Origin of the sequence: Fictibacillus halophilus, assembly GCF_042680145.1 — a bacterium.
In the GTDB taxonomy this organism is placed as follows: domain Bacteria; phylum Bacillota; class Bacilli; order Bacillales; family Fictibacillaceae; genus Fictibacillus; species Fictibacillus halophilus_A.
This window is the reverse complement of sequence record NZ_JBHTNQ010000001.1, coordinates 1,343,122-1,362,701: the sequence shown is the minus strand read 5'-3', so window position 1 is coordinate 1,362,701 and position 19,580 is coordinate 1,343,122. Positions and strand designations below refer to the sequence as shown.

Genomic DNA, 19,580 nt, shown 5'->3' with positions numbered 1-19,580 from the left:
AGATGGGCTTTAATTAAATCATCTTCAAGGATTTTGCCGAAGTAACCTTCGTAATCCTCTCTTCTTCTAATGAATGCGCAATCCTTTCAACCGCCCTGTAAAATCCGGAATATCTCATTCACTCACTTTAACCATCATATATAACAATGTCTTGAAATTCTTTTCTAATTTCACCGTATCTTGAATCAAAAAAATCTCTAAATGCCTTATCCTTATATGAGACTTCTTTTTCTCCCCATAATCCCCAAATAAGGCGATATCCTTCTTGTTCAAGAAATTTATCTAATAAATCCTTTCTTAAGTAAGTGAAATTCTGTCTATTCCTGTATGAAACTCCATATTCACATATTATTGAAGCCTTTTGTCCATTTTTTTCATATAAATCAAAAGTTTGTGGTTGACCAATTAAGTCTAAGGTAGTGGTGATTTCTCTACATGGTGTAGTTACATTTCGGCTTGGGATAACGGAACTCTTATTTTCTTCCCAGCTATTATCTCGAACAGGTAATAGAACATGAAATATGTCAATCACTTTTTTCTCCTGTTCTTCTTCAATTATTTCTTTTTCAATCCTTATACCAAACTCTTCTAGACTTGTTTCATCAAACCAGTCAGAGTGATTTAAAGTAATTAGTGAAGAAAAGACATCTATTTTCCCATCTTCTAAAAGCATTTGTTTAAGTTCCGACACTTGAGTATGTGTCAATCTTTCTCCGTCCTTAACCAGAACTCTATGCTCTACCGGCACAAGTTCCTTTTCTTTTTGGGTTATAAATTTTAATTCTGTTTTGTTATTTGTCTTGAACATATTAGACCATGGTATTTCACCTGCAAATACATAATAATCAGTTGAAGCATCAGGTATCCATCTGCCTCCAAGCGTTTGCCTTCTTAGTAAAAAAGTGACTTTTTCAAAATCGACATTTTTTACAAGCAGCCCTCTTGGAAAGAAAAAGCAACTTCTCGTTTGTCTTTGATTTTCGTCTGAAAAGTACCCATCAAGTAAAACCCACGGACCTTTTTCGCCGTTTATTTCTTCCATTTGTAAGTATTCATCAAAATCAGGTACACAGTCACCAAATAACCATTCATCTATGGGCAGGTACTCTGCAAAATAGTCCTTTGTAACAATTTGTGTGTTAGGTATTTCGATTGGAAAACTTGGATCAATATCTGTTTCCGAAATGCGCTGTTCTTCTAAATACCAATCATCAACAAGCAGTCCTTGATCATCTCTATAACCAGCCAATTCAAAATAAGCAATCCATGAATATTTTTTACCATAACGATCTGTTTTTCTACCATCTCCCGAACGATCATGCCTAAAATTTCTTCTCTCAAGCTCATTATCTATATCACTAAATAATTCAGATGAAAAGCCTAGGTTATAAATACGCCAATAAATTTGACTCCTGACTTTCTTGTAATCCTCATGCTCATAGTCGTAGTTTGAACGATTTTCCACAAGTCTACCAATGGTATAATTTTCAAAGTCCATCTTAATTGGTTGGTACTTTAGCTTTGAAATATCCTCTTCATCTAAAGTACCCCACTTTAATACTTTATCTTCATTATAAGGAGGGTAAAGATTTTCTTTTTCATCTTCTTTAAGAAAATTCGGATGGTGAATTAAAGTCATTTCTATGAATTTTCTAGCATAGTCCCTTGAAAGTATATGTGTGGTAAAGTTTTCGGCTCCTTCAGCAAACATCATAGAATAAAGTTCACGAGCCTTTTCAGGTAGTATATATTTTCTAAAATTATCATCATTAAAATCAAACTGTTTAGCCATTCCAATTCCATATAATGCTGCCAACATACGTTCAGAAACATAAGGATCATTAATGTTAAATGAGTATTTGAGTAAATCAAAAAATTCCTCTGGGAAAAGCCTTCCGAAATAATAAAGTGCACGTGTAGCTCTATCTCTTAAAGTCCGAATAGTGCTTGTCAAAGTCCACATTACATATTCGGCTAATAATTGTAAGTAATCATTTGTATATGAATCTATTTCTATTTGTCTATTTTGCGTCAGTTTCTCTAGTGCTTCGATTGATTCATTGATACCTTCTACATTTCCCCTTATATGCTCACTCCAAGAAACATCTCGTTCAGCCATACTTAAACTAGATATTAATTCTGACCAAAAATGTATATTTAATGGATGTCCAACTTGTCTAAAAGTCTTTTCAGTAATATGAAAAAAAGGATTTCGGTTACCTGGTTTAGAAAACAAAGACTTGATTAAATCCTTGGCATTTTCACTAACATACTCAGGTGACATCTCAAAGAAAGAGTTCACAGTCAAATTAAGAGTTGTCTTATTCTCAATATAATCAATAAGATAATTTCCCTCATATAGAGGTAACATCGCAGCAATACATCGACTTATATCTTCATGTAAAGGATGTCTTAATTGATATTCTTCTCCAAATAGCTTTTGTACAGTATAAGTATTATTTAAAAATTCATGTAAATTAAGCTTATGCTCTTCTAGTAAGTATTTGGCAATAATAAAACCACCTAACAAATCATATGTAAATGTAATGACTTCATCTTCTTCTTCTTGATACCAATCCCTATAGATTAATAAATTTTCATCCGTTAAATTTTTCTCGACAGAATCATTCCAATTAGTAGCTGGATTATATTCAAGAATATCTCCTGCATGCGTTATCGAAATAAATCTAGAGCTTCTTTCCCATAAAGATTTGCCTAACTCAAGGAGTTTATTTATAATAATTTTCCTTCTGGGATTTAGATTCAATTTTTCACTAAGCTTTTGGTTACAATTATGAAGATAAGTTTCAAAAATATCGAAAATGGAATGTTCATTGATATATACTTTTTGTTCATCCACTCTTTCTGGATTTTTAGTTTCGCAGAAAATCTGTAGATAAAGCGGGTGTTCGAATGCTTCAAGTGAAACAGCAGATATGTCAGATTTTATTTTGTAGTAATTAAAATAAGATTTGATCGCTTCGACTAAGTTTTCTTCTGAAAATCCTTTTAAAAATACACTATCACAAGGCTTTTCTTCAAAAATCTCTTTAATATAAGTTATCCTGCAGGTGGTGATTAAGCAAATATTATTAAAAGAAGTTATTTCCTTTATTATTCCATGCAATCCATTCTTAATTACACTTATATCCCTAATTTCATTTAACCCATCAATGAATATTGGTATTTTTGTCCTAAATGCTTTGCCCGCAACATCCAATGCTTTCAAGAATTCTGTCCAACTATAATTTCGAGGAATATCCAAATTGGATAAAAGTTGTTCTGTTAATATACGAGTGTCCGCAATATTTTTGCCTGAGATAAATATTGCCGGCAAACCTTTATCAATCGTTTCTTTAGCAATATGAGCTGTGACATGAGTCTTACCATACCCTGCATTTCCAAAGATATTTAAGTTACTTGATCTACTTCTGTTCACTTTAGTTACTGTCAGTTTCAATACATAGTAAATTTCTTCAAAAATCTCAATCGGTTTCCACAACGTGCTTCTAGTATCTGTGATTTGATTCTTATTCTCTTGATCCATATCTTTAGTAACAATAAGGAATGTCTCGTCTATTGAAGTATCTTTTTCCCGTAGATTTGTTATACACGATAATAGGTCGTCAAGCACTTCATTAAAAGGGATAGCATTTTGATTTGGGTAATATCCTAGCTCATGCAATGAAATTTCTTCCTTAAAAAGAGATAGCAATACTTCACATTTATCAATAGCTTTTTGAATGTATAGCAGATATTCTTTTTTAATTCTTAGTGGGAGAAGTGAGGTTTTTATATTTTGTATTTTTGAAAGTACAGGTTCAATGTTCTTGATTAATTCTAAAAGAGACTTTCGCTGTCCCATTAGATACTGTCTATAACCTTCATTTAATAAAATTGAATCGATCTCAAGATCCACTTCTGTCTGAGTATGTACAGCTGGATTATACTTTCCTTTTATCGATGACAGTTGGTTTGCAACCTGAGTGTTAAACCAGTCAAAAGTTAATTCAAGATCTCCAAAGAAATAGTTTTTTCTCCCTGCATATTCTGGTGACCCTAAGTAATAATTAAATTCACTCTCACCCCAGAAATACAATTCAACATCTTTTTCGCCAACGATACCTTTTAATGTTGTATTGAACCATTCCTTTTCACCAACAGTTAGGTCCATAGGAATACAGAGGTACCATTTTTTAAGATTAGGATGCACCTCTAATGATTTTTTTAATGATCCTATAATGCTACTTTTTCTCCCCTGAACTAGTCTACCCTCTAAATAAAATTTTGCCTGCCATCCCCATTCTTCTCCATTAGCTAGGGTAAGAAAAAATTCTACTCCATCTCCTCCCCCACTATCATCTACAGAGGTGAAGATACCAATATCATCAAATTGAACTCTTGCAATCTGATAACACAATTCCTCAAAACTTCTTTTTTGATCAGTATCATATGGTTTTAATTTTGACCAGTCAATCATTACTTTCACTCCTGATCCTTTTTATTATATTTATACAATTATATCATTTTTTACCTTTATATTAATGAAAACCAAGCAATTGATCGCATACTTTACAAGACCAACTCTACTTTTCTGCACAGTGTCACTGGTTAAACATATGTATTTTTTTACATTACTAATTGAACCTAAATCATTTCTTTTATGTGATTTATAGAATGAAAGAAAATTATTCCAATTACAACTTAACATTATTCATTGTATTTATTCATTAATTATCTATCAGTAAGTTAGTTTTTAATGTTAAGAGGATTATAAAATAAACTTTGGAACGTAATAGAGTATTCGGAAAACGACCGTTTAATTGACAAATAGAAAAAAATTAAAGAGGGTGGTTTTTTCTTTCTAAAAATCAAGAAAAAATGTCCGAAAAAGGGTTCGGTAAATAAAATGTTCGTAAATACATTCTATACCCTTTTTTCGGACGCAAATAGGAGGAATGAAATGAAAATTGGATATGCGCGTGTGTCTACCGATGATCAGGACATGCTTATGCAAATAGAAGCATTAAAAGCGGCAGGTGTAAAAGAAGAAAATATCTACAAAGAAAAGACTTCAGGAATGAAAAAAGAGCGTCCAGAATTGAAAAGAATGATTGATTACGCTCGTGAAGCCGATGAGATTATCGTATTCAAACTTGATCGTATAAGCCGCAGTTTAAAGCATTTGGAAGAACTTGTAGAAGGTTTTGAGAAGAAAGGCATAGAGTTTATATCACTCCAAGAAAAGATCGATACTACGAGTGCTATGGGCAAATTCTTTTTCAGAATGATGGGCGCAATTGCTGAACTTGAAAGAGATATTATCTCTGAGCGAACAAAAGAGCAATTGGCAGCGAAAAAGAAACACGGCATAAAGCTTGGTCGTCCTTCTGTTAATGAAGATAAATTAGAAATGGCATTTGCTCTATACGATACCAAAAGATACTCGGTAAACGAAATCACTAAGAAGACAGGGATAAGCAGGACTACTTTTTATGAGTATTTAAAATCTGAAAAGCTTAAATAATACATAAAGTTAAAGAGTTGTTTAATTTACTGTTAACGGGTTCTCTTTTGGAGTACAAAAGGTCGAAAAATATAGTGAATCGCATATGAAAAAGCACTGCAAATCGCAGTGCTTTTGACATTTTTTGAATCAGGAGAAGCTTTATTCAACAACATCCTTTTGTCCCTTGTTCGAACTCAATAAAAATGAACATTTCTCCTTCTTAGAGAAATGCATCTTATCTCTTCTGTTTATCTAAAAGCTTTGATGATATCCATTATTTGTTCAATTATTTGTTCAATATGCCTTTTTTCATGTAATGCTAGTTACTCAATTACTTGGTCAAGGTTTAAGACACCAAGTGCACCTATTTTTGCCGATTTTGTTTCATTTTTGTGTTACATGTGTATAAATATCCATTTTTTTTTACTCACCTACTAGTCCATCACCATCTCGATCGTCCATATATTTATAGAGCCATGAATCGCGCGTAATTGGCATTTTAAAGCCAGCAGCTTTGGCTTCAGCGATCGTAACACTTCCATTATGATTGGTATCCACCTTACTAACATCCTCATTACTACTTACCGTTTCGTTTGCTGGTACATTTTCTGTTTTCGGTGGCGTACTGCTCGTACCTGTCGTTTCCCCTAAATTTTTATTCACTTCATCTGGGTTTACATTGTCAAATTCATCTGTAATGGATCTGCCCTGAATTTTGTATGTGAATTTATAATGGTTAGGAATTTGCGTCTGAGTATTTGAATATTGAATCACAGCTACGAAATCTGTACAACCTCCTGCATCTAGAATCACTTTTTCCATATAAGCTTGATCGCCGTGCCTATTGAGAATGCTGTCTTGAGGTGTAATATTATATGCGTTAGATACTCCCCCAAGAGAGTCAGCAATCACATGCCCTTCATCTAATTCTTGACTCTCTGTACCTGGAACTTTTGCTTCATCAGAATAGTATCTACCTGACGATAAAACATGTTCAGTATTCTGATTTTGGAGCATTATATTTTTTGCCTCAACACGAATTAGCTGTCCGTATTCATTTGTAAAAGCCCAATATTCCCTGTCGCCAAACCCGACATCAACTCTTACATTCGGCTTTCTATAACCTGAAATATCTCCACCATCTACTACAATTAGTGTATATTTACTGTAGTCAAAGTCACCATTAACACTTGTTATCGGTGGTGTACTAGTGGCAGGAACGTTTGGACTGACTTCGCTTTGACTAGTCGATTTTTCCGCTTCATCGGCAGGTGAACTTTTTTTGCTTTCAACAGTGGCTGCATTCTTTTTGATTACTTCTTGAGTTTTATTTTTTTTAATTTCTGTATTATTTTGTTGTGAACAACTAGTAAATAAAAGTAGTGAAAGGAGTAATAAAATATTCCCCCAAGATTTTTGATACCATTTTTGTTGCATATTGCACCTCTTTTTTTTAATTGAATTAGAATTATTTTAATATTTATATGGATTAAAAATCTTAGAAGAATTTTTGAGTTATAACAAAGAAAAAAATTTGTCACTATTGTTAAATAAGAGTATATGACCATTCTCCAACTATTTTGCTTCTTAGTTGAATAAGTAAAAGACCGCCGCAGTGATCAATCCCGGTATACGTCTTCACTCAAGCCCCTGTTTGTTTAACAAACTTTAACTCTTGCACTCGTTAGTTAAGTACGATTTTTCAAAATCTTACTTATCTTTAATTCTCTCTGACGTTTCTTCTCTCGATAGGATTTTGCGCATCAAGACAGCCTCACTATAAACCATTTACAGAAAATAAGCCCTTCTCATTTATTTGAGAGGGACCGATAAAAACAAATAAATTACCTCATAGTCTACTAATTCTCACAAGCATAATTATCATTATCTCTGTCCATTTTAGATTGATATGCTGGATGATCAGCTGGAACGCCTTTTGGATATACCTTTCTTAATTCAGTACAGTTGGCAAAGACCTCTGACTCTCCACTAGAAGTAGTCGAACTAGCGTCAGCTTCCGCTTTTGCTTTAGCTTCAGCCTCCGCTTTTGCTTTAGCTTCAGCCTCCGCCTTTGCTTTAGCCTCAGCTTCTTCTTTCGCTTTGGCTTCAGCCTCCGCTTTTGCTTTAGCTTCAGCCTTCGCCTTTGCTTTAGCCTCAGCTTCTTCTTTTGCTTTGGCTTCAGCTTCTGCCTTTGCTTTAGCCTCAGCTACACCCTGTTCCTTTTTCTTCTCTTCTTTTTTTGTTTCAGCAGTTTCCTCTTTGCTAGTTGTTTCATTTGATGAACATGCTGAAAGGAAAACTAATACAAAAGCCATAAATAAGTAAGTTAATTTCTTCATAAAATGTCCCCTTTTTGTAAATATTTATATAAATACCAATACTATTATACTGCTAAAATACTTCAAAAAACGAATAAATTTATATAATTTAAAAAGATTTCCAAGCTAAAGCTGAAATCCTTTTTATCTTAACTCCAACAAATCCCCATATGATAATCCTTAATATTATTAACCTAGTTATGGTAAAACTTCTTAGGGTTATTTTCCTGCAGATGTTAAACGATTATGATATTTCAGCGTATGAATTTGAAAACAGTGACTTTATTATTTACAGCAAATTCCGAGAATTTCACGAGCTTGATGAAAAAGATACGTTACGTTTATTAAAAACCTACAAAAACTTCTAACCGACGGTGAAGTCGTAGCCATACTAGAAATGAATGCTACTCTTTTTGAAAAGGACAGAGATTTTAAAGAAATCCATGGTGACTACATGCTTCATGCTTCTGTTAGACTCATCTCTAATGTAAAGATTAAAGAAGTAAGTTATCAAGATTTGATCAAAACTCGAATGCGTAGCATGTTCTAGAGCGGCTGCCATTCTCTCTCTCTTTTTTTTATTACTCTATCAAAACATTTTGATAGAGTTCTCGGAAATTCTTATACTTCGTCATTGATTAATCCTCACTCCGAAAAAATATTTCGCAAAAACATTGAAAATACCCATATACTGTTAATGTAGACTACTTTATGAAAACAGGGGGAGCTAGGATGAGTGACTTTCGTATAGAAGTAGCCGAGCACTTTATCGGGAAAAAGTACGAAGAAGAAGAAATCATCGCCTACTTAAAAATAAAAGGATTCACCAATATCGTTCCAGGTGCATACCCGGGTGTAAAAAGAATGAACATGAAACAAAAACAAGCGGACCTCACTCTCTTTTTCACAGTGGATCCGTCCGATAAAATTGAAAATACACGGGTAGAGTTCAAAAAGTTGGAGACCATCCCGAACGATGCTGCTGTATTTTTTGGATGTCTCTCGCTTGTCATCGTAGCCATCTGCTTGGTGGTTTGGTTCTTTGTATGGGCATTTAACGACCCTGTTTACGATTCGGGGGATGATGAAGAAACGCCCTCTTATGAAGTGAATCCTGATGATTATGATGGAGATGGAGACGTGGATATTGACGACGGCGTACAATATCTTGAAGACAGTTTAGAAGAAGATAAAAACGACGGTGATGATTGGTAATGGAAAACTGTATCCGCAGCATGTTTTAAAACATTTTAGATAACGCACTGGTAAAATGACAACACTAAATCTCATAAGGAGGTTTTAAAAAAGTGGATAATACAAACAATAATCCGATAGAAGAAAAGCTTGCACTTTTAAGAATTTTGCTGCAGTTTAGTGAACCTGTTTACAATTATGAGGACGATGCCTATGAAGAGGTTCCTGATAATTATGTCGCTGATGACATACAATCCCTTATAAATAGCTTAGAAGAAGATGGGATAAAAGTGATGATTGATAATAATGGAAAGTTGTATTCGCAGTTTCTTCATTAAGGTGCGAAATATATAAGACATTTCAAGTGAAAAAGACATTCCGATTTGTGATGTCTTTTTTTGTTGTTGCGGCAGGTCATAATGGGGCATTTATCAAGCTTTATCAGAGCAAAGAAAAAGCCATGTTCACAAAAAAACTCTCGAAAACTTCGAGAGTTTTTTTGACTTTACTACTCCTGGTACAACAATCTCTTATTCGCTATGGTTTTCGTAAGTTCTTCAGCAAAAGGAACGTCAGGACTGATTGTAAAACTTACTGGTTTATCAGCTAAATCCCTCAGTTCATCCCAACTCATTTCACCCCGTGATTGAAGATTACTATCTTGCTGTAAAGATTGAGATATAATCCATTCAAAATCTTCTATAATCGCAGGCGAGCAATCATTCACTTTTATGAAATGCTGCATAAGATCTTCCCATTGTTCTTTTGTCGATACTGCCTTTGTTCGTACAATATGATGAAACGAGTGGCATTTTAAGCAGATGAGTTCTATCCCACGTAAATGACACACTTTGTTCTTAAAGTCATATTCTTCGATTTCATGTAGATGTAGACGTTTGATTTCCGTCTCATTTTCAGGAACCCACCCACAAACGGAGCAGGTTCGTGCATACTGGTCTAAAACCGCTGGACGTATTTTCTTGGTCCAAAGATACTGCGCTGTTTTTCTAATGGTGCTGCCATGAAACAGAGGGGGTTTTGCTGACGGTAACAATTTAAATTGTGATAGGTCTAGTTTATCTAACTTTTTTTGTTGAGTACGAGTTTTCATTTGCTGCCTCCGTTTCTTTACTGAAGTAAATCGCTTGCAAGCTCTAAGATTCTTTCTTTCGCCTTTCCCATAAAAAACGAACTATTACTTAACGCATCGGTAGATTGATTCATCAGCTCCATGTCCCCTGTTTCAACAGCGACAGGAAAGTTTTGCGCAACAAACTCAAGATCACCTAATGCGTTTTCAAGCGTAATCATTAGTGATTTTAAATCTTCATTGTCTCCTACAGAAATCGCTCTCATTCCCTCTACGTTTCTTTGGATGTCGTCACAGATTAATTGGACGGTCTCATGGTAATCGCTCGTTGATACGATGGCAGGGTCATCTGCTCCAATTTGTGACACCTTACCAATGTCTTGAACGTTCTTCGTTAATTTTTCGATATAAGGTGTGGCGGCGTTCACATAATCTAAAATCATCTGTTTTTCTTCTGTCATGTTCGGGATAACGGGTTCTTCAATTTCAGCAACCGGTTTCTCCGCTTTCGGTTCTTCTTTTGGGGTTTCCACGACTTCCTTCTTCGGTTCTGCCTCTACCTTCTTCTCAGGTGTTTCACTACAACCCGCAAATATTAGCAACAAAGAGAGAAACGTTAATAACTTTTTCATCATTACCTCCTCCTAGTGGCAGCCACAAAGCACAAGAAAAGCAATACTCCTTTTTAATACATGCATAGGTTTCTCGCTCAATCGTTCATATTTGATTTAAGGAATGACGACCAGCTTATTTTGTTCGATGATCGTACAAGGGTTAGCCGTTCGGTACTTGATTTTCCGTCCTTTTAAATGACTCGTTTTCTCCTCCAGTTCAAACGCGACTCGGTTGTGTTCCATTTGATCTTTTTCATAACTTAAAATCTTGTATACTTCTAATATCTCACCTTTGTAGACAGCGATTAGTTCTTCTTGGTTGTATAAGCGGTCTGCAGAAATGCGCCAAGCTCGTTTTACGCGAGCCTTTAAAGCCTCTCTCGACGTGGGTACTTCATTGACTTTGATCACAATCATGTCATCTACCCGCTTTCAATTGTTATTCTTTACCTATTCTAATCCTATTCTTTTTAGCCATAATTATCCATTAAAAACATTCGACAATAATCCGCTTCATATTCATCTAAGGATATAAAAAAAGACGCCTATTTTAGCGTCTTTTCGAGGTTTACTTTACTTTTCGATTAAACCAATCCTCTAATCTTCTGCAGCTCTTCAAACTTGATATAGAAATTGCGTTCATATTTTGAACGGTCTAGGATGCTGAAATTCACTGAAGGGTCGTATAACTTAAAGTCCGTATACATGATATGCCCTTTTGTCCAATTTTCAAAATGAACATCCTGGTACGTATCATTGATGGTCACAGGGAACGTCGTGAGTTCGTATAATCGCTTCTCATAATCTGTTTTCGGAGGTCTCTCGAACCAGTGATAACTGATCACAGTGAATTCACCTACTAAACGGTTATGCTCTCTTAATACGATTACGGAACCTTTTGGGAGTTCGTTGTTCGAAAACTTAACGTTCGTCCGGAACATCGAGACTCTCTCAAATTCTTCAAATGACCTCCCGCCCGCTTCTTGAGAGACATAGCTGATCACGCGGTACAGGGGTTCTTGAGTAACGCCGCTTTCTTCGATTTTTAAGTCTAAATACGGGTCTCGTATCTCGAAGCCATATTTTTTATCAGATAAGAAGATCACTTCGATATGGCTCGGAATAAATTGTATCCCTTTCCCGCTCCAGCAGATGACAATGCACGTTTCTCCTTCTTCGAGCTGGTTTAAGTGACCATGACTAATGAAATTGCCGGCATGGTATTCCAACTCGATGTTCACGATTCGGTTTTTCCCGTCTCTTAAATCAACAGCTGTGCAGTCAGGGAATTTCTTCTGTATGTTGATGATTTCAAATCCTAAGTCATTGGCATAAATGCTGAATAAATGCCGGGTGAATTCTTCTTGTCCAAGTTCTGGTCTAGCATAGAGCACTTTTTTTTTATTCATAAGGAACCCCCTTTACTCTATAGGAATCATCCATTCTTTATCATATTCAAAAGACTCTTCGACCTGTCGTTTAAGTTCGCTCTCCCTTCTCGAACACATTAAAAGAATAGCGCTGGATGAAATCTTATTGCCGAGAGCACACCAGACATCTATCCAGAAATCTATTCTTACGTTTTCTATGTAGCTGAAAACTCATCAGGAATCTCAAATATTCACAGCTTCATAAAAACACCTGTCGGGGGCGAAGCTGAAGAACCTCTACTTAAACTAAATGTTTATCCAAAACCTAAGAAATAATAATTTAACGTTGTGCCTAAAGTGGCATGACGTTTTCATTTACATGAGAAAAGACCAGATTTATGTCTGGTCGTTCTTTGTTATCCTATTGCCAGGCATGAGCGCCCGAAGTCTTCTGGAAGTTCGATTCGTTCATATGTGAGACCTTCCATGTTATACACTTCTTTCTCGTCCACGTTCTTCGTGATATCTTTTACACGATATAACTCTACATCCGGAAAATGAGGGTATAGCCCTTCTTCGATCTTTTCGATAAGGGCATAGTGATAGACGGTCTCACAGATATCACCTTGATTGTGAATGACGATGTCTCTCGCATCTTCTAATGAAGTGAAATAACCGATCGTACGCTGGGAACCCAATTCCCGCCAACCTAAATCCGATTTTTCAAGTTTCGTAAATGTGGTGATAAAGTACATAAAAAGCACCCTTTCATCTAGAATTTGCGACCAGCCTGATCCGTATGGAACACTAGCCGCCTTGTTTAGGGTCAGAATAAGACTAGATGACGCTTTTTTAAGTATAGGCTAATGGGTCGTGGCAACTTTAATTTGTGATTAAAGTTTCTTGTAAACTATTGAACTTTCAGTGTGTCTCCGCCGTAATCCGACCATCCCTCTACTACACCTTCAGCGTTAAACGTAACGGTCGCGAAATCATAAGACCACATTTCTCTTCCTGTAGGATAGGAACTAATTCCGGTGGGTGCGCCCATCACAGCTCTTACATGTTCTTTTGATGACCCTTGTGTAAAAGCGCCCTCAGGGTTTACAAACTCCGTGTCTTCTTCCGGTGCAATTTCTTCTTGTTCAGCAGCAACCACTTCGGCATCTTCCGAGACATTCTCTGCTAATAAAGCGTTGTATTCTTCTTCTAGAGAAACATATTGGTCACTCACGCTTTCATGTTGCTCTTCCAAATACTCCATTTCCTCCGTTACATCTTCCATTTCAGTATTAACTTCTAAGTATTTATCTTTTGTATTTTTGTATTGGGTGAAAACACTTGCAATCATGAGCAGTAAGATAACATTTAAGACAGTGGATACTATTAAATATGATTTTCGCTTGAACGGGTTTTCATCTATGGTTCCTGCAGCTTTATTGCTTTTCGCTTTATTGATTTTTCGGGTCTCGTACTGGGTATAGAATAAGAAGATAAACGTAAATATCAATGTTAATACAGCGGTAAAAATGCCATTATCGACAGCTGGAAATAACATTTGAATACCGATCGAAACAAACGTTGCAGCGATAAAACATAGAAAAAATAATCCAATCCCTTTTAATAGTTTCATAAATTCTCCCCCATACGCGTTTCTTAATTAAATTGTATGCTTCCAAAATAAACTATTCAAGGATTACTTTGACATGTTAACCATGAAGTATTGTATAATTTTACTTATGGAATATCTGACATATATTGAAAAATCATTAGTTCAATGAGGATTTAATAGGAGGTTTTTTGATGGGATTCTTTTCATTAAAAGTGACGTGTGGTGCTTGTGATGGTGACGTGGGTTTAAATCGGTTTAAAATTAAAAAATCTGATGCTTGGGTGTGTCCGGATTGTCTAAAAAAAGCAGGCGGGATAACCGCGGTAAATGTGAATAAAGTAACCATTGAAGAAATAAGAGACATTATTGAAGCGAAAGCTCACAAACACACTACTAATCCCATGTCAACAGCACAAGGAATGTATCAATACTGTTTAGAGAATAAATTTGGTTCTGGATTTAATAAGAGCTGGGGTCTTAAGCATTTTGGTGTACTTGAAAATAATCTGATGAATAATGAAGAGGTCTTGATGACATTTATCGGATTGCATAATTTTGTGTCCACGACGAAACATGACAACAACTACGCATATGCTATTACAAATAAACGCATTATATTTGGTCAAAAAGCAATGACCGGAGAAAAATTTAAAGCGGTTGCTCACGAAAAAATCAATGATATCACGTTTAATAAAGGTTTAGTATTTGGCGTTTTAACCATCGACACTCCTCAAGAAAAGTTTAATGTTGGCTTAGATCGTGATTCGGCAACATCTATAAACAGCAACATTCATCAAGTTCTAGATGATTTAAAGCATGCAATAAATCCAATGGATTCTTCTAGAAGTGCTGCTCCTGCTTCGGCAGCAGACGAACTTAAAAAGTTCAAAGAGTTGCTGGACATGGATGCGATCACACAAGAGGAATATGATTCTAAAAAGAAACAAATTTTAGGTCTATAACAGGACCTTAAAGTGAAAAAAGAGCCACATGGGCTCTTTTTTTCTTTTTGGATGCTTCTCTCTTTTGATTAGTAACAACTCAAGTTTTGTCTGTTCCTCGTTCAGTTGAATGTTAGGCTTATTTTCATTTACCCAGTGAATCTTAGAGAATAACAGTCCCGAAAACATTTCACTTTCCGACATCCTTTTCGGGGGCTACCCCTTCCCTAGTTTCTTTCCAATAGAATTCGCCTTATGAGGGGTGTTGATGGGGATAAAGATTGTCGTAACAATTTTTGAATATAAAATAGCACCATTGAAAATGGCTCATTCCTTTCATTTACTGCAGCAGCTTGGTTTTCGATGTTATACAAATTTCTTATATATAGTCAACTAGCGAAAATTGTATGGTAATTTTTCTTACTTAAAAGAGGTGGTCAAAATTTCAGGCTTGCATCGCCCGCAAGGTTTATACGGTAAATTCTTATCCAACATCTCATTAATAAGGTCCTTAGCATCTGTTGAGCAGAGTTTTGGATGTTCTGCAGTAACTGGTCGGTCACGATTAACTATTGGGGGACTGTCTAACGACGCGCACCTACTAGCTCTATGTATAATGTTTATACATTTAGACTCACCCTGGTTCTTAATATTGATATTCAAAACGTAACCATGAGGATTTTTTTTTCTCCATTCTGCATATTCCTTTACTGCTGACTCATCTTCAAAACGCTCTATAGCCATGAAAATCCCCCTTAAAGATAAATAATTGAAAGAATCCCATTATCTAAAACTTCGTCTATAGCCTTCTTCTTCTGCTTCTTCCTCTGAACAGAACCATTGTTCTGCATTCGTAACATCATAAAACTGATCACCCGGCATATGATAGATTTTCTCGCCATTATGAGTTGTTAAATTCCCTTTGATCCCACATGCCGTTAATAAAAGGACCAATCCTACCAAACTTAATACTCGCATTTCCCCCAATTTCACTTCTTCTTTATATTCCCGATTGGAATAATGTAATAATTATATTAATTAAATAACGAAACTAATTTTTTTAAGAGCTTAAATAAAATATTTTCATTTTGATGATTTGGTGGATTATTTGTTGTACTTCTAAAATTTTTAACTGTATTAATTTGAGTGTTATTCTTTAAATTATTTAAGATTGCTTGGTTATTACTAGTTATTATTTTAGATTGCCTATTATTAGGTATTACTGATTTGCTTTGTTTCAACACCTTTAGTATCGATGAGTTTCTACTTTCACTACTATGCTTATTATTACTAGAAATTTGCATTGAGCTGTTCAGAATGCTCATTGCTTCTTGTTCGCTTTTCAATATATTGATTTTGGTATTGGGATCAATAATAAATTGTGGAGTTTTTCTATATTCACTTACCAAACTAACTACAGATATCCATTTATTTTTAAATGAAGAAATGTTAATTCCCTTATTCTCTAAAGCTTTTAACCCATTGTTCCAAATAACCAAATTAAATTTTTTAGTTCTAGGATTATATTCTTCAAAATTAATACGAGCATATGGCTGACCATATCTGGTCTTAAGAATTTTTATTTCTTTAACAAAACCTATAACTTCAATTACTTGACCGACATGTTCCATTAATTCATTTTTATCTTTAGCATTTAACACTTTATACTGTCTTACCCGTATAGTTGATTTATTTACTTTAGTAATAGTGCGCTGAGTGGTAAGTATATTCCCATTAATAAAATCTTTTAATGTTGGAATATTTTCATATGAGGAATTACATAAAAGGGTAAAATTTTTAACTAGCGCATTCATGTTGGGCAATTTGGACATTTCAAAAAGAAGTTTTGATGATTCTGGATTAACAAAATCATCTGTCCTGAAAAGCAAGTTTTGTCCATTATCAAACGAACTCCATAATGAGGGAGAATGTTGAAGTGCTTCTAAAGCCAAATAAATAACAATTGAAGGAAACCTATCTGAAATTGATACATCACTCAACGGGTTTCTATCTGGATGCGCATAATTAACATGCCCTAATTCATTGCTACTTCCATATTTCATTCCTGGAACATATAATCCGTCATAGTCGATAAGTTTTAACTTATTGCCGCTTACAAAAATATTATCATGTTGCAAATCACCATGAGCAATACCAATACTAATCAATTGATTAACACAATCAATTAATTGATTTTGTATGTCTTTAAGAACTTTTGCATTTCTTAAATTTTCTTCAATAAAGAAATAGAGAGGTTTTCCTTCAAGCCAATCCATCTTAATGATTGGATATGTATTATTATTTACAATAATCCCTTTATGTTGATATTCAAAATCTACAAAAAACGTATTTCTTTGATGACGTAAAAATTGACTTATTTTCATATAACGATCTTGTAAATCTAATGCCTCTTTATGAAAACATCTGACTGCAAAACTTTTATTGTTATTTTTTAACCGATAGGTTAAAGCAAATCCACCTCCGACAACTTTTGGTAAACCCATAGGATTTAGATCAGGTTTAGAAAGCCTTAAATCCGGATCCAATAGATTAAGACCCGGATTCTGGATTGCCTCTGAATATTGTGACATTAATGGTAAAGCCATTTAGATCATCCTTAAAATTTATTTCCCTATGGAAAGGAAACTTTAATGTGGATTAATGTTACATCATCATTTTTCAAAGTATTATTTTTTCTATTGTCACTTACAAAATCTATAAAATCATTGTTACTTTCAAGAAATTCCAATTCTCCTAAACATCCTAACGAACTGTAATACCAAGAACCTAATGCATCGGACATACAAAAAATGTCGAGTTCTTCATCAATTTCTAGTTTTGCAGTAAATTGATTATTAATGAGTAATTCGTTTCTGTTCTCTAAGCTACTGATCAGATAAGGATTGTTGCTAAATTTGGTTTCATCATCGAATGGAATCAATAATTTATCAGTAACATATTCAAATAATGCACATGAGTCACCAACCGCAACTATAGAAAGTTGATTTTCTTGTTTATTAAAAGATAATCCAATTAGAGTGGCATAAGATCCTTGCTCGATAAATTTATTTTTTGCGTACCAAGGCAACGAATCAATCTTTATTATATTGTACAATTCTTTAATTGCAGGTCGTAACCATTTCATATTAATTAATGTTGTAGGAGATTTCACATAATGATTTACTAGAATTTGCGCCCATTCTTTCGAAAATGATGCTTCTGTAGAGCCATCCGAAATAGCTATATGCAAAAAGTTTTCATCATCTTTATAAGCAAAAGCATCTTCGTACTCCGTTATTTCATTTCCATATTTCTGAATAAAAAATTCATTAATTAACTTAACATTCATCACTATCTAAGGTTCGCAGCCCTTGTTCCTATTTCGAACAATTCAATTAGAGAAAAAGCACTTCCGTTATATATATATCCTCTTGAAGTATCCGTAACATTTGAATTTTCATTGATTAACTGACTTCGCATAGCTGGAGTTAATACACTCGACATTCTAAATAATTTTTTTTCACGTGGACCAAAAAGTGGATATGAATCATCAATAAATTTAATTTCTTTTTCACTATTAGTTGATAAGTGAACATTAAAAACTAAAACATTGCCATCAGCTGTACTAATTTCTTTAATTTGTTCTACGATAGGCTCAGGATCTCCATCAGTTGGTTCTCCATCAGTGATATTAATAACTATTGGCGGAAAGCTTTCCTGGTGATCATCACACCATTGAACCAATAGTTCTGCAACTTTATGGAAAGCTTCACACATAGGTGTGCCGCCATTTGCTACGGGTTCAAACCAAATAGGAAAATTAATGTTTTGCTCAATTACTCCGCCAGCACCGTCTGGGATTTTCTTTTTCCGCTCCTCTATTTTCAATGGAAAATCTGCAATAGAACTTATTGGATGAACAAAATCTTGACCCAAGGGACCATCTAATCCGTTATAACAGCCCTTATGACCATAAGCTAGAACTGCAACTTCAAAATAATTTCTTACACCCTCAGATTTAGAACATTTAATTACAAGTTCTTGTAGAAAACGATTAATGATATCAGCAACTTCATTCGATAATGTATTGCCATTTTCAGTCCAATCTGCCATCGATCCTGATTGATCAATTAAAATAAAAAAAGCACCTGGATTAATACGACTAATTTCAGCATTGTACATCAAGAAACCCCCAATATAGTATAATTTTTACTAATTATACTATATTTTTTAAATATTATATATTTTAACTTGAATAATTCATGGAATATTTCGTGTTTTTAACGATTTATTGTCTTTAAATCCCTTTTCACCAGAATCGGTAAGTCAAATAGATAGCAAACGAATTCGCACATTAAAACTATTTTAACCTGCGCACAGCAGCGTGTGGGGTAACCTTTCCCACCTCATCCGCATATAAAAAAGCGAATCTTATTCATAGATTCGCTTTAATCGGTGTGCTTTTAATTTTGATATAATTTCTTTTGGAATTTTCGGATGCTGGATCGCTTCTTCTATGACGGAATCAACTAATTCTTTCATTCGATGTTCATATTGTTCTTCAAACGCTCTTTGCTCGTACTTTAAGTCGTCATCTGCTCCTATTGTTAGTTCGATAGAATCTACATAAACAAACAATTCAAAGGTACCATCCACTTCGAAGTAAACTTCATACCCAATAATATCGTCCGTATCAGTAAAAGTTACTTCTTTTCGATATCCCGTAATGGAAACTTTCATGGTACTCCCCCTTTTATCCATCCACGACTATTATAACCTAAACTTTCAGTTGGGAAATTTAGGTGAGATTGCCTTGGTCTGGATCTAGGACCACTTGCAGACTTTGTAGAAGATATTCCAATGGTCTTCAATATTGAAAATAAAAATGTTACTGCCCTTGAAAAGGAAAAAATCAAGAAAAGACCGCTTTAG

General features: G+C 34.6%; 19 protein-coding genes. 4 read left to right on the top strand and 15 right to left on the bottom strand.

Annotated elements, in window-relative coordinates:
* Positions 1–127 precede the first annotated feature (127 nt).
* Positions 128–4,480, bottom strand: a complete 4,353-nt coding sequence (locus tag ACFQ4X_RS07075) for an NACHT domain-containing protein (RefSeq protein WP_379833982.1) — start codon at positions 4,478–4,480, stop codon at positions 128–130.
* A gap of 483 nt (positions 4,481–4,963) precedes the next feature.
* On the opposite strand from ACFQ4X_RS07075, the gene ACFQ4X_RS07070 reads away from it, so the two are divergent.
* Positions 4,964–5,527, top strand: a complete 564-nt coding sequence (locus ACFQ4X_RS07070) for a recombinase family protein (protein ID WP_379833980.1) — start codon at positions 4,964–4,966, stop codon at positions 5,525–5,527.
* Between the two features lie 405 nt (positions 5,528–5,932).
* Here ACFQ4X_RS07070 and ACFQ4X_RS07065 read toward each other — a convergent pair whose 3' ends face one another.
* Both ACFQ4X_RS07065 and ACFQ4X_RS07060 read right to left on the bottom strand, forming a co-directional pair.
* Positions 5,933–6,946 carry a DNA/RNA non-specific endonuclease gene (locus ACFQ4X_RS07065; RefSeq protein WP_379833978.1) on the bottom strand — a complete coding sequence of 338 codons (1,014 nt, stop codon included), beginning with the start codon at positions 6,944–6,946 and terminating at the stop codon, positions 5,933–5,935.
* Between the two features lie 422 nt (positions 6,947–7,368).
* A complete protein-coding gene (locus ACFQ4X_RS07060; protein WP_379833977.1) occupies positions 7,369–7,848 on the bottom strand; it encodes an excalibur calcium-binding domain-containing protein in 480 nt (159 codons plus the stop codon).
* A gap of 711 nt (positions 7,849–8,559) precedes the next feature.
* Here ACFQ4X_RS07060 and ACFQ4X_RS07055 point away from each other — a divergent pair.
* A complete protein-coding gene (locus ACFQ4X_RS07055; RefSeq protein WP_379833975.1) occupies positions 8,560–9,042 on the top strand; it encodes a hypothetical protein in 483 nt (160 codons plus the stop codon).
* A gap of 92 nt (positions 9,043–9,134) precedes the next feature.
* The gene (locus ACFQ4X_RS07050; protein WP_379833973.1) at positions 9,135–9,359 is read left to right on the top strand and encodes a hypothetical protein; all 225 of its coding nucleotides are present in this window, start codon (positions 9,135–9,137) and stop codon (positions 9,357–9,359) included.
* Between the two features lie 170 nt (positions 9,360–9,529).
* Here the strand turns inward: ACFQ4X_RS07050 and ACFQ4X_RS07045 are convergent, their stop codons facing one another.
* The 6 genes from ACFQ4X_RS07045 to ACFQ4X_RS07020 all read right to left on the bottom strand — a co-directional run bounded on the left by ACFQ4X_RS07045 (position 9,530) and on the right by ACFQ4X_RS07020 (position 13,728).
* A complete protein-coding gene (locus ACFQ4X_RS07045; RefSeq protein ID WP_379833971.1) occupies positions 9,530–10,132 on the bottom strand; it encodes a hypothetical protein in 603 nt (200 codons plus the stop codon).
* Positions 10,133–10,149: 17 nt separating this feature from the next.
* A complete protein-coding gene (locus ACFQ4X_RS07040; protein WP_379833969.1) occupies positions 10,150–10,743 on the bottom strand; it encodes a hypothetical protein in 594 nt (197 codons plus the stop codon).
* A 96-nt stretch (positions 10,744–10,839) separates the two neighbouring features.
* Positions 10,840–11,142 carry a hypothetical protein gene (locus ACFQ4X_RS07035; RefSeq protein WP_379833968.1) on the bottom strand — a complete coding sequence of 101 codons (303 nt, stop codon included), beginning with the start codon at positions 11,140–11,142 and terminating at the stop codon, positions 10,840–10,842.
* 167 nt (positions 11,143–11,309) lie between these two features.
* Positions 11,310–12,134: a hypothetical protein gene (locus ACFQ4X_RS07030; protein ID WP_379833966.1), complete on the bottom strand. Its 825-nt coding sequence runs from the start codon at positions 12,132–12,134 to the stop codon at positions 11,310–11,312.
* Between the two features lie 377 nt (positions 12,135–12,511).
* Positions 12,512–12,850 (bottom strand): hypothetical protein, encoded by a 339-nt coding sequence (locus ACFQ4X_RS07025; protein ID WP_379833965.1) that lies wholly within the window; start codon positions 12,848–12,850, stop codon positions 12,512–12,514.
* A 155-nt stretch (positions 12,851–13,005) separates the two neighbouring features.
* Positions 13,006–13,728, bottom strand: a complete 723-nt coding sequence (locus tag ACFQ4X_RS07020) for a hypothetical protein (protein WP_379833963.1) — start codon at positions 13,726–13,728, stop codon at positions 13,006–13,008.
* 170 nt (positions 13,729–13,898) lie between these two features.
* On the opposite strand from ACFQ4X_RS07020, the gene ACFQ4X_RS07015 reads away from it, so the two are divergent.
* Entirely contained in the window at positions 13,899–14,669 is a 771-nt protein-coding gene (locus ACFQ4X_RS07015) for a PH domain-containing protein (RefSeq protein ID WP_379833962.1), read from the top strand.
* Between the two features lie 399 nt (positions 14,670–15,068).
* On the opposite strand, the gene ACFQ4X_RS07010 is transcribed toward ACFQ4X_RS07015, so the two are convergent.
* The 6 genes from ACFQ4X_RS07010 to ACFQ4X_RS06985 all read right to left on the bottom strand — a co-directional run bounded on the left by ACFQ4X_RS07010 (position 15,069) and on the right by ACFQ4X_RS06985 (position 19,388).
* The gene (locus ACFQ4X_RS07010) at positions 15,069–15,392 is read right to left on the bottom strand and encodes a hypothetical protein (RefSeq protein ID WP_379833960.1); all 324 of its coding nucleotides are present in this window, start codon (positions 15,390–15,392) and stop codon (positions 15,069–15,071) included.
* 39 nt (positions 15,393–15,431) lie between these two features.
* Positions 15,432–15,635 carry a hypothetical protein gene (locus tag ACFQ4X_RS07005; protein ID WP_379837206.1) on the bottom strand — a complete coding sequence of 68 codons (204 nt, stop codon included), beginning with the start codon at positions 15,633–15,635 and terminating at the stop codon, positions 15,432–15,434.
* 47 nt (positions 15,636–15,682) lie between these two features.
* Entirely contained in the window at positions 15,683–17,254 is a 1,572-nt protein-coding gene (locus ACFQ4X_RS07000; RefSeq protein WP_379833958.1) for a hypothetical protein, read from the bottom strand.
* Positions 17,255–17,280: 26 nt separating this feature from the next.
* On the bottom strand, positions 17,281–18,000 hold the full coding sequence (locus ACFQ4X_RS06995; protein WP_379833957.1) for a hypothetical protein: 720 nt from the start codon (positions 17,998–18,000) through the stop codon (positions 17,281–17,283).
* A complete protein-coding gene (locus tag ACFQ4X_RS06990; protein ID WP_379833955.1) occupies positions 18,000–18,830 on the bottom strand; it encodes a VWA domain-containing protein in 831 nt (276 codons plus the stop codon). The genes ACFQ4X_RS06995 and ACFQ4X_RS06990 overlap by 1 nt, the downstream gene beginning before the upstream one ends.
* A gap of 249 nt (positions 18,831–19,079) precedes the next feature.
* The gene (locus ACFQ4X_RS06985) at positions 19,080–19,388 is read right to left on the bottom strand and encodes a hypothetical protein (RefSeq protein ID WP_379833953.1); all 309 of its coding nucleotides are present in this window, start codon (positions 19,386–19,388) and stop codon (positions 19,080–19,082) included.
* Between the last annotated feature and the right edge of the window lie 192 nt (positions 19,389–19,580).

What these genes read in the sequence shown, in the direction of transcription:
- ACFQ4X_RS07075 (WP_379833982.1), bottom strand. Translation starts at nt 4,480, where the DNA reads ATGATTGACTGGTCAAAATTAAAACCATATGATACTGATCAAAAAAGA.
- ACFQ4X_RS07070 (WP_379833980.1), top strand. Translation starts at nt 4,964, where the DNA reads ATGAAAATTGGATATGCGCGTGTGTCTACCGATGATCAGGACATGCTT.
- ACFQ4X_RS07065 (WP_379833978.1), bottom strand. Translation starts at nt 6,946, where the DNA reads ATGCAACAAAAATGGTATCAAAAATCTTGGGGGAATATTTTATTACTC.
- ACFQ4X_RS07060 (WP_379833977.1), bottom strand. Translation starts at nt 7,848, where the DNA reads ATGAAGAAATTAACTTACTTATTTATGGCTTTTGTATTAGTTTTCCTT.
- ACFQ4X_RS07055 (WP_379833975.1), top strand. Translation starts at nt 8,560, where the DNA reads ATGAGTGACTTTCGTATAGAAGTAGCCGAGCACTTTATCGGGAAAAAG.
- ACFQ4X_RS07045 (WP_379833971.1), bottom strand. Translation starts at nt 10,132, where the DNA reads ATGAAAACTCGTACTCAACAAAAAAAGTTAGATAAACTAGACCTATCA.
- ACFQ4X_RS07040 (WP_379833969.1), bottom strand. Translation starts at nt 10,743, where the DNA reads ATGAAAAAGTTATTAACGTTTCTCTCTTTGTTGCTAATATTTGCGGGT.
- ACFQ4X_RS07035 (WP_379833968.1), bottom strand. Translation starts at nt 11,142, where the DNA reads ATGATTGTGATCAAAGTCAATGAAGTACCCACGTCGAGAGAGGCTTTA.
- ACFQ4X_RS07030 (WP_379833966.1), bottom strand. Translation starts at nt 12,134, where the DNA reads ATGAATAAAAAAAAAGTGCTCTATGCTAGACCAGAACTTGGACAAGAA.
- ACFQ4X_RS07025 (WP_379833965.1), bottom strand. Translation starts at nt 12,850, where the DNA reads ATGTACTTTATCACCACATTTACGAAACTTGAAAAATCGGATTTAGGT.
- ACFQ4X_RS07020 (WP_379833963.1), bottom strand. Translation starts at nt 13,728, where the DNA reads ATGAAACTATTAAAAGGGATTGGATTATTTTTTCTATGTTTTATCGCT.
- ACFQ4X_RS07015 (WP_379833962.1), top strand. Translation starts at nt 13,899, where the DNA reads ATGGGATTCTTTTCATTAAAAGTGACGTGTGGTGCTTGTGATGGTGAC.
- ACFQ4X_RS07010 (WP_379833960.1), bottom strand. Translation starts at nt 15,392, where the DNA reads ATGGCTATAGAGCGTTTTGAAGATGAGTCAGCAGTAAAGGAATATGCA.
- ACFQ4X_RS07000 (WP_379833958.1), bottom strand. Translation starts at nt 17,254, where the DNA reads ATGGCTTTACCATTAATGTCACAATATTCAGAGGCAATCCAGAATCCG.
- ACFQ4X_RS06990 (WP_379833955.1), bottom strand. Translation starts at nt 18,830, where the DNA reads ATGTACAATGCTGAAATTAGTCGTATTAATCCAGGTGCTTTTTTTATT.
- ACFQ4X_RS06985 (WP_379833953.1), bottom strand. Translation starts at nt 19,388, where the DNA reads ATGAAAGTTTCCATTACGGGATATCGAAAAGAAGTAACTTTTACTGAT.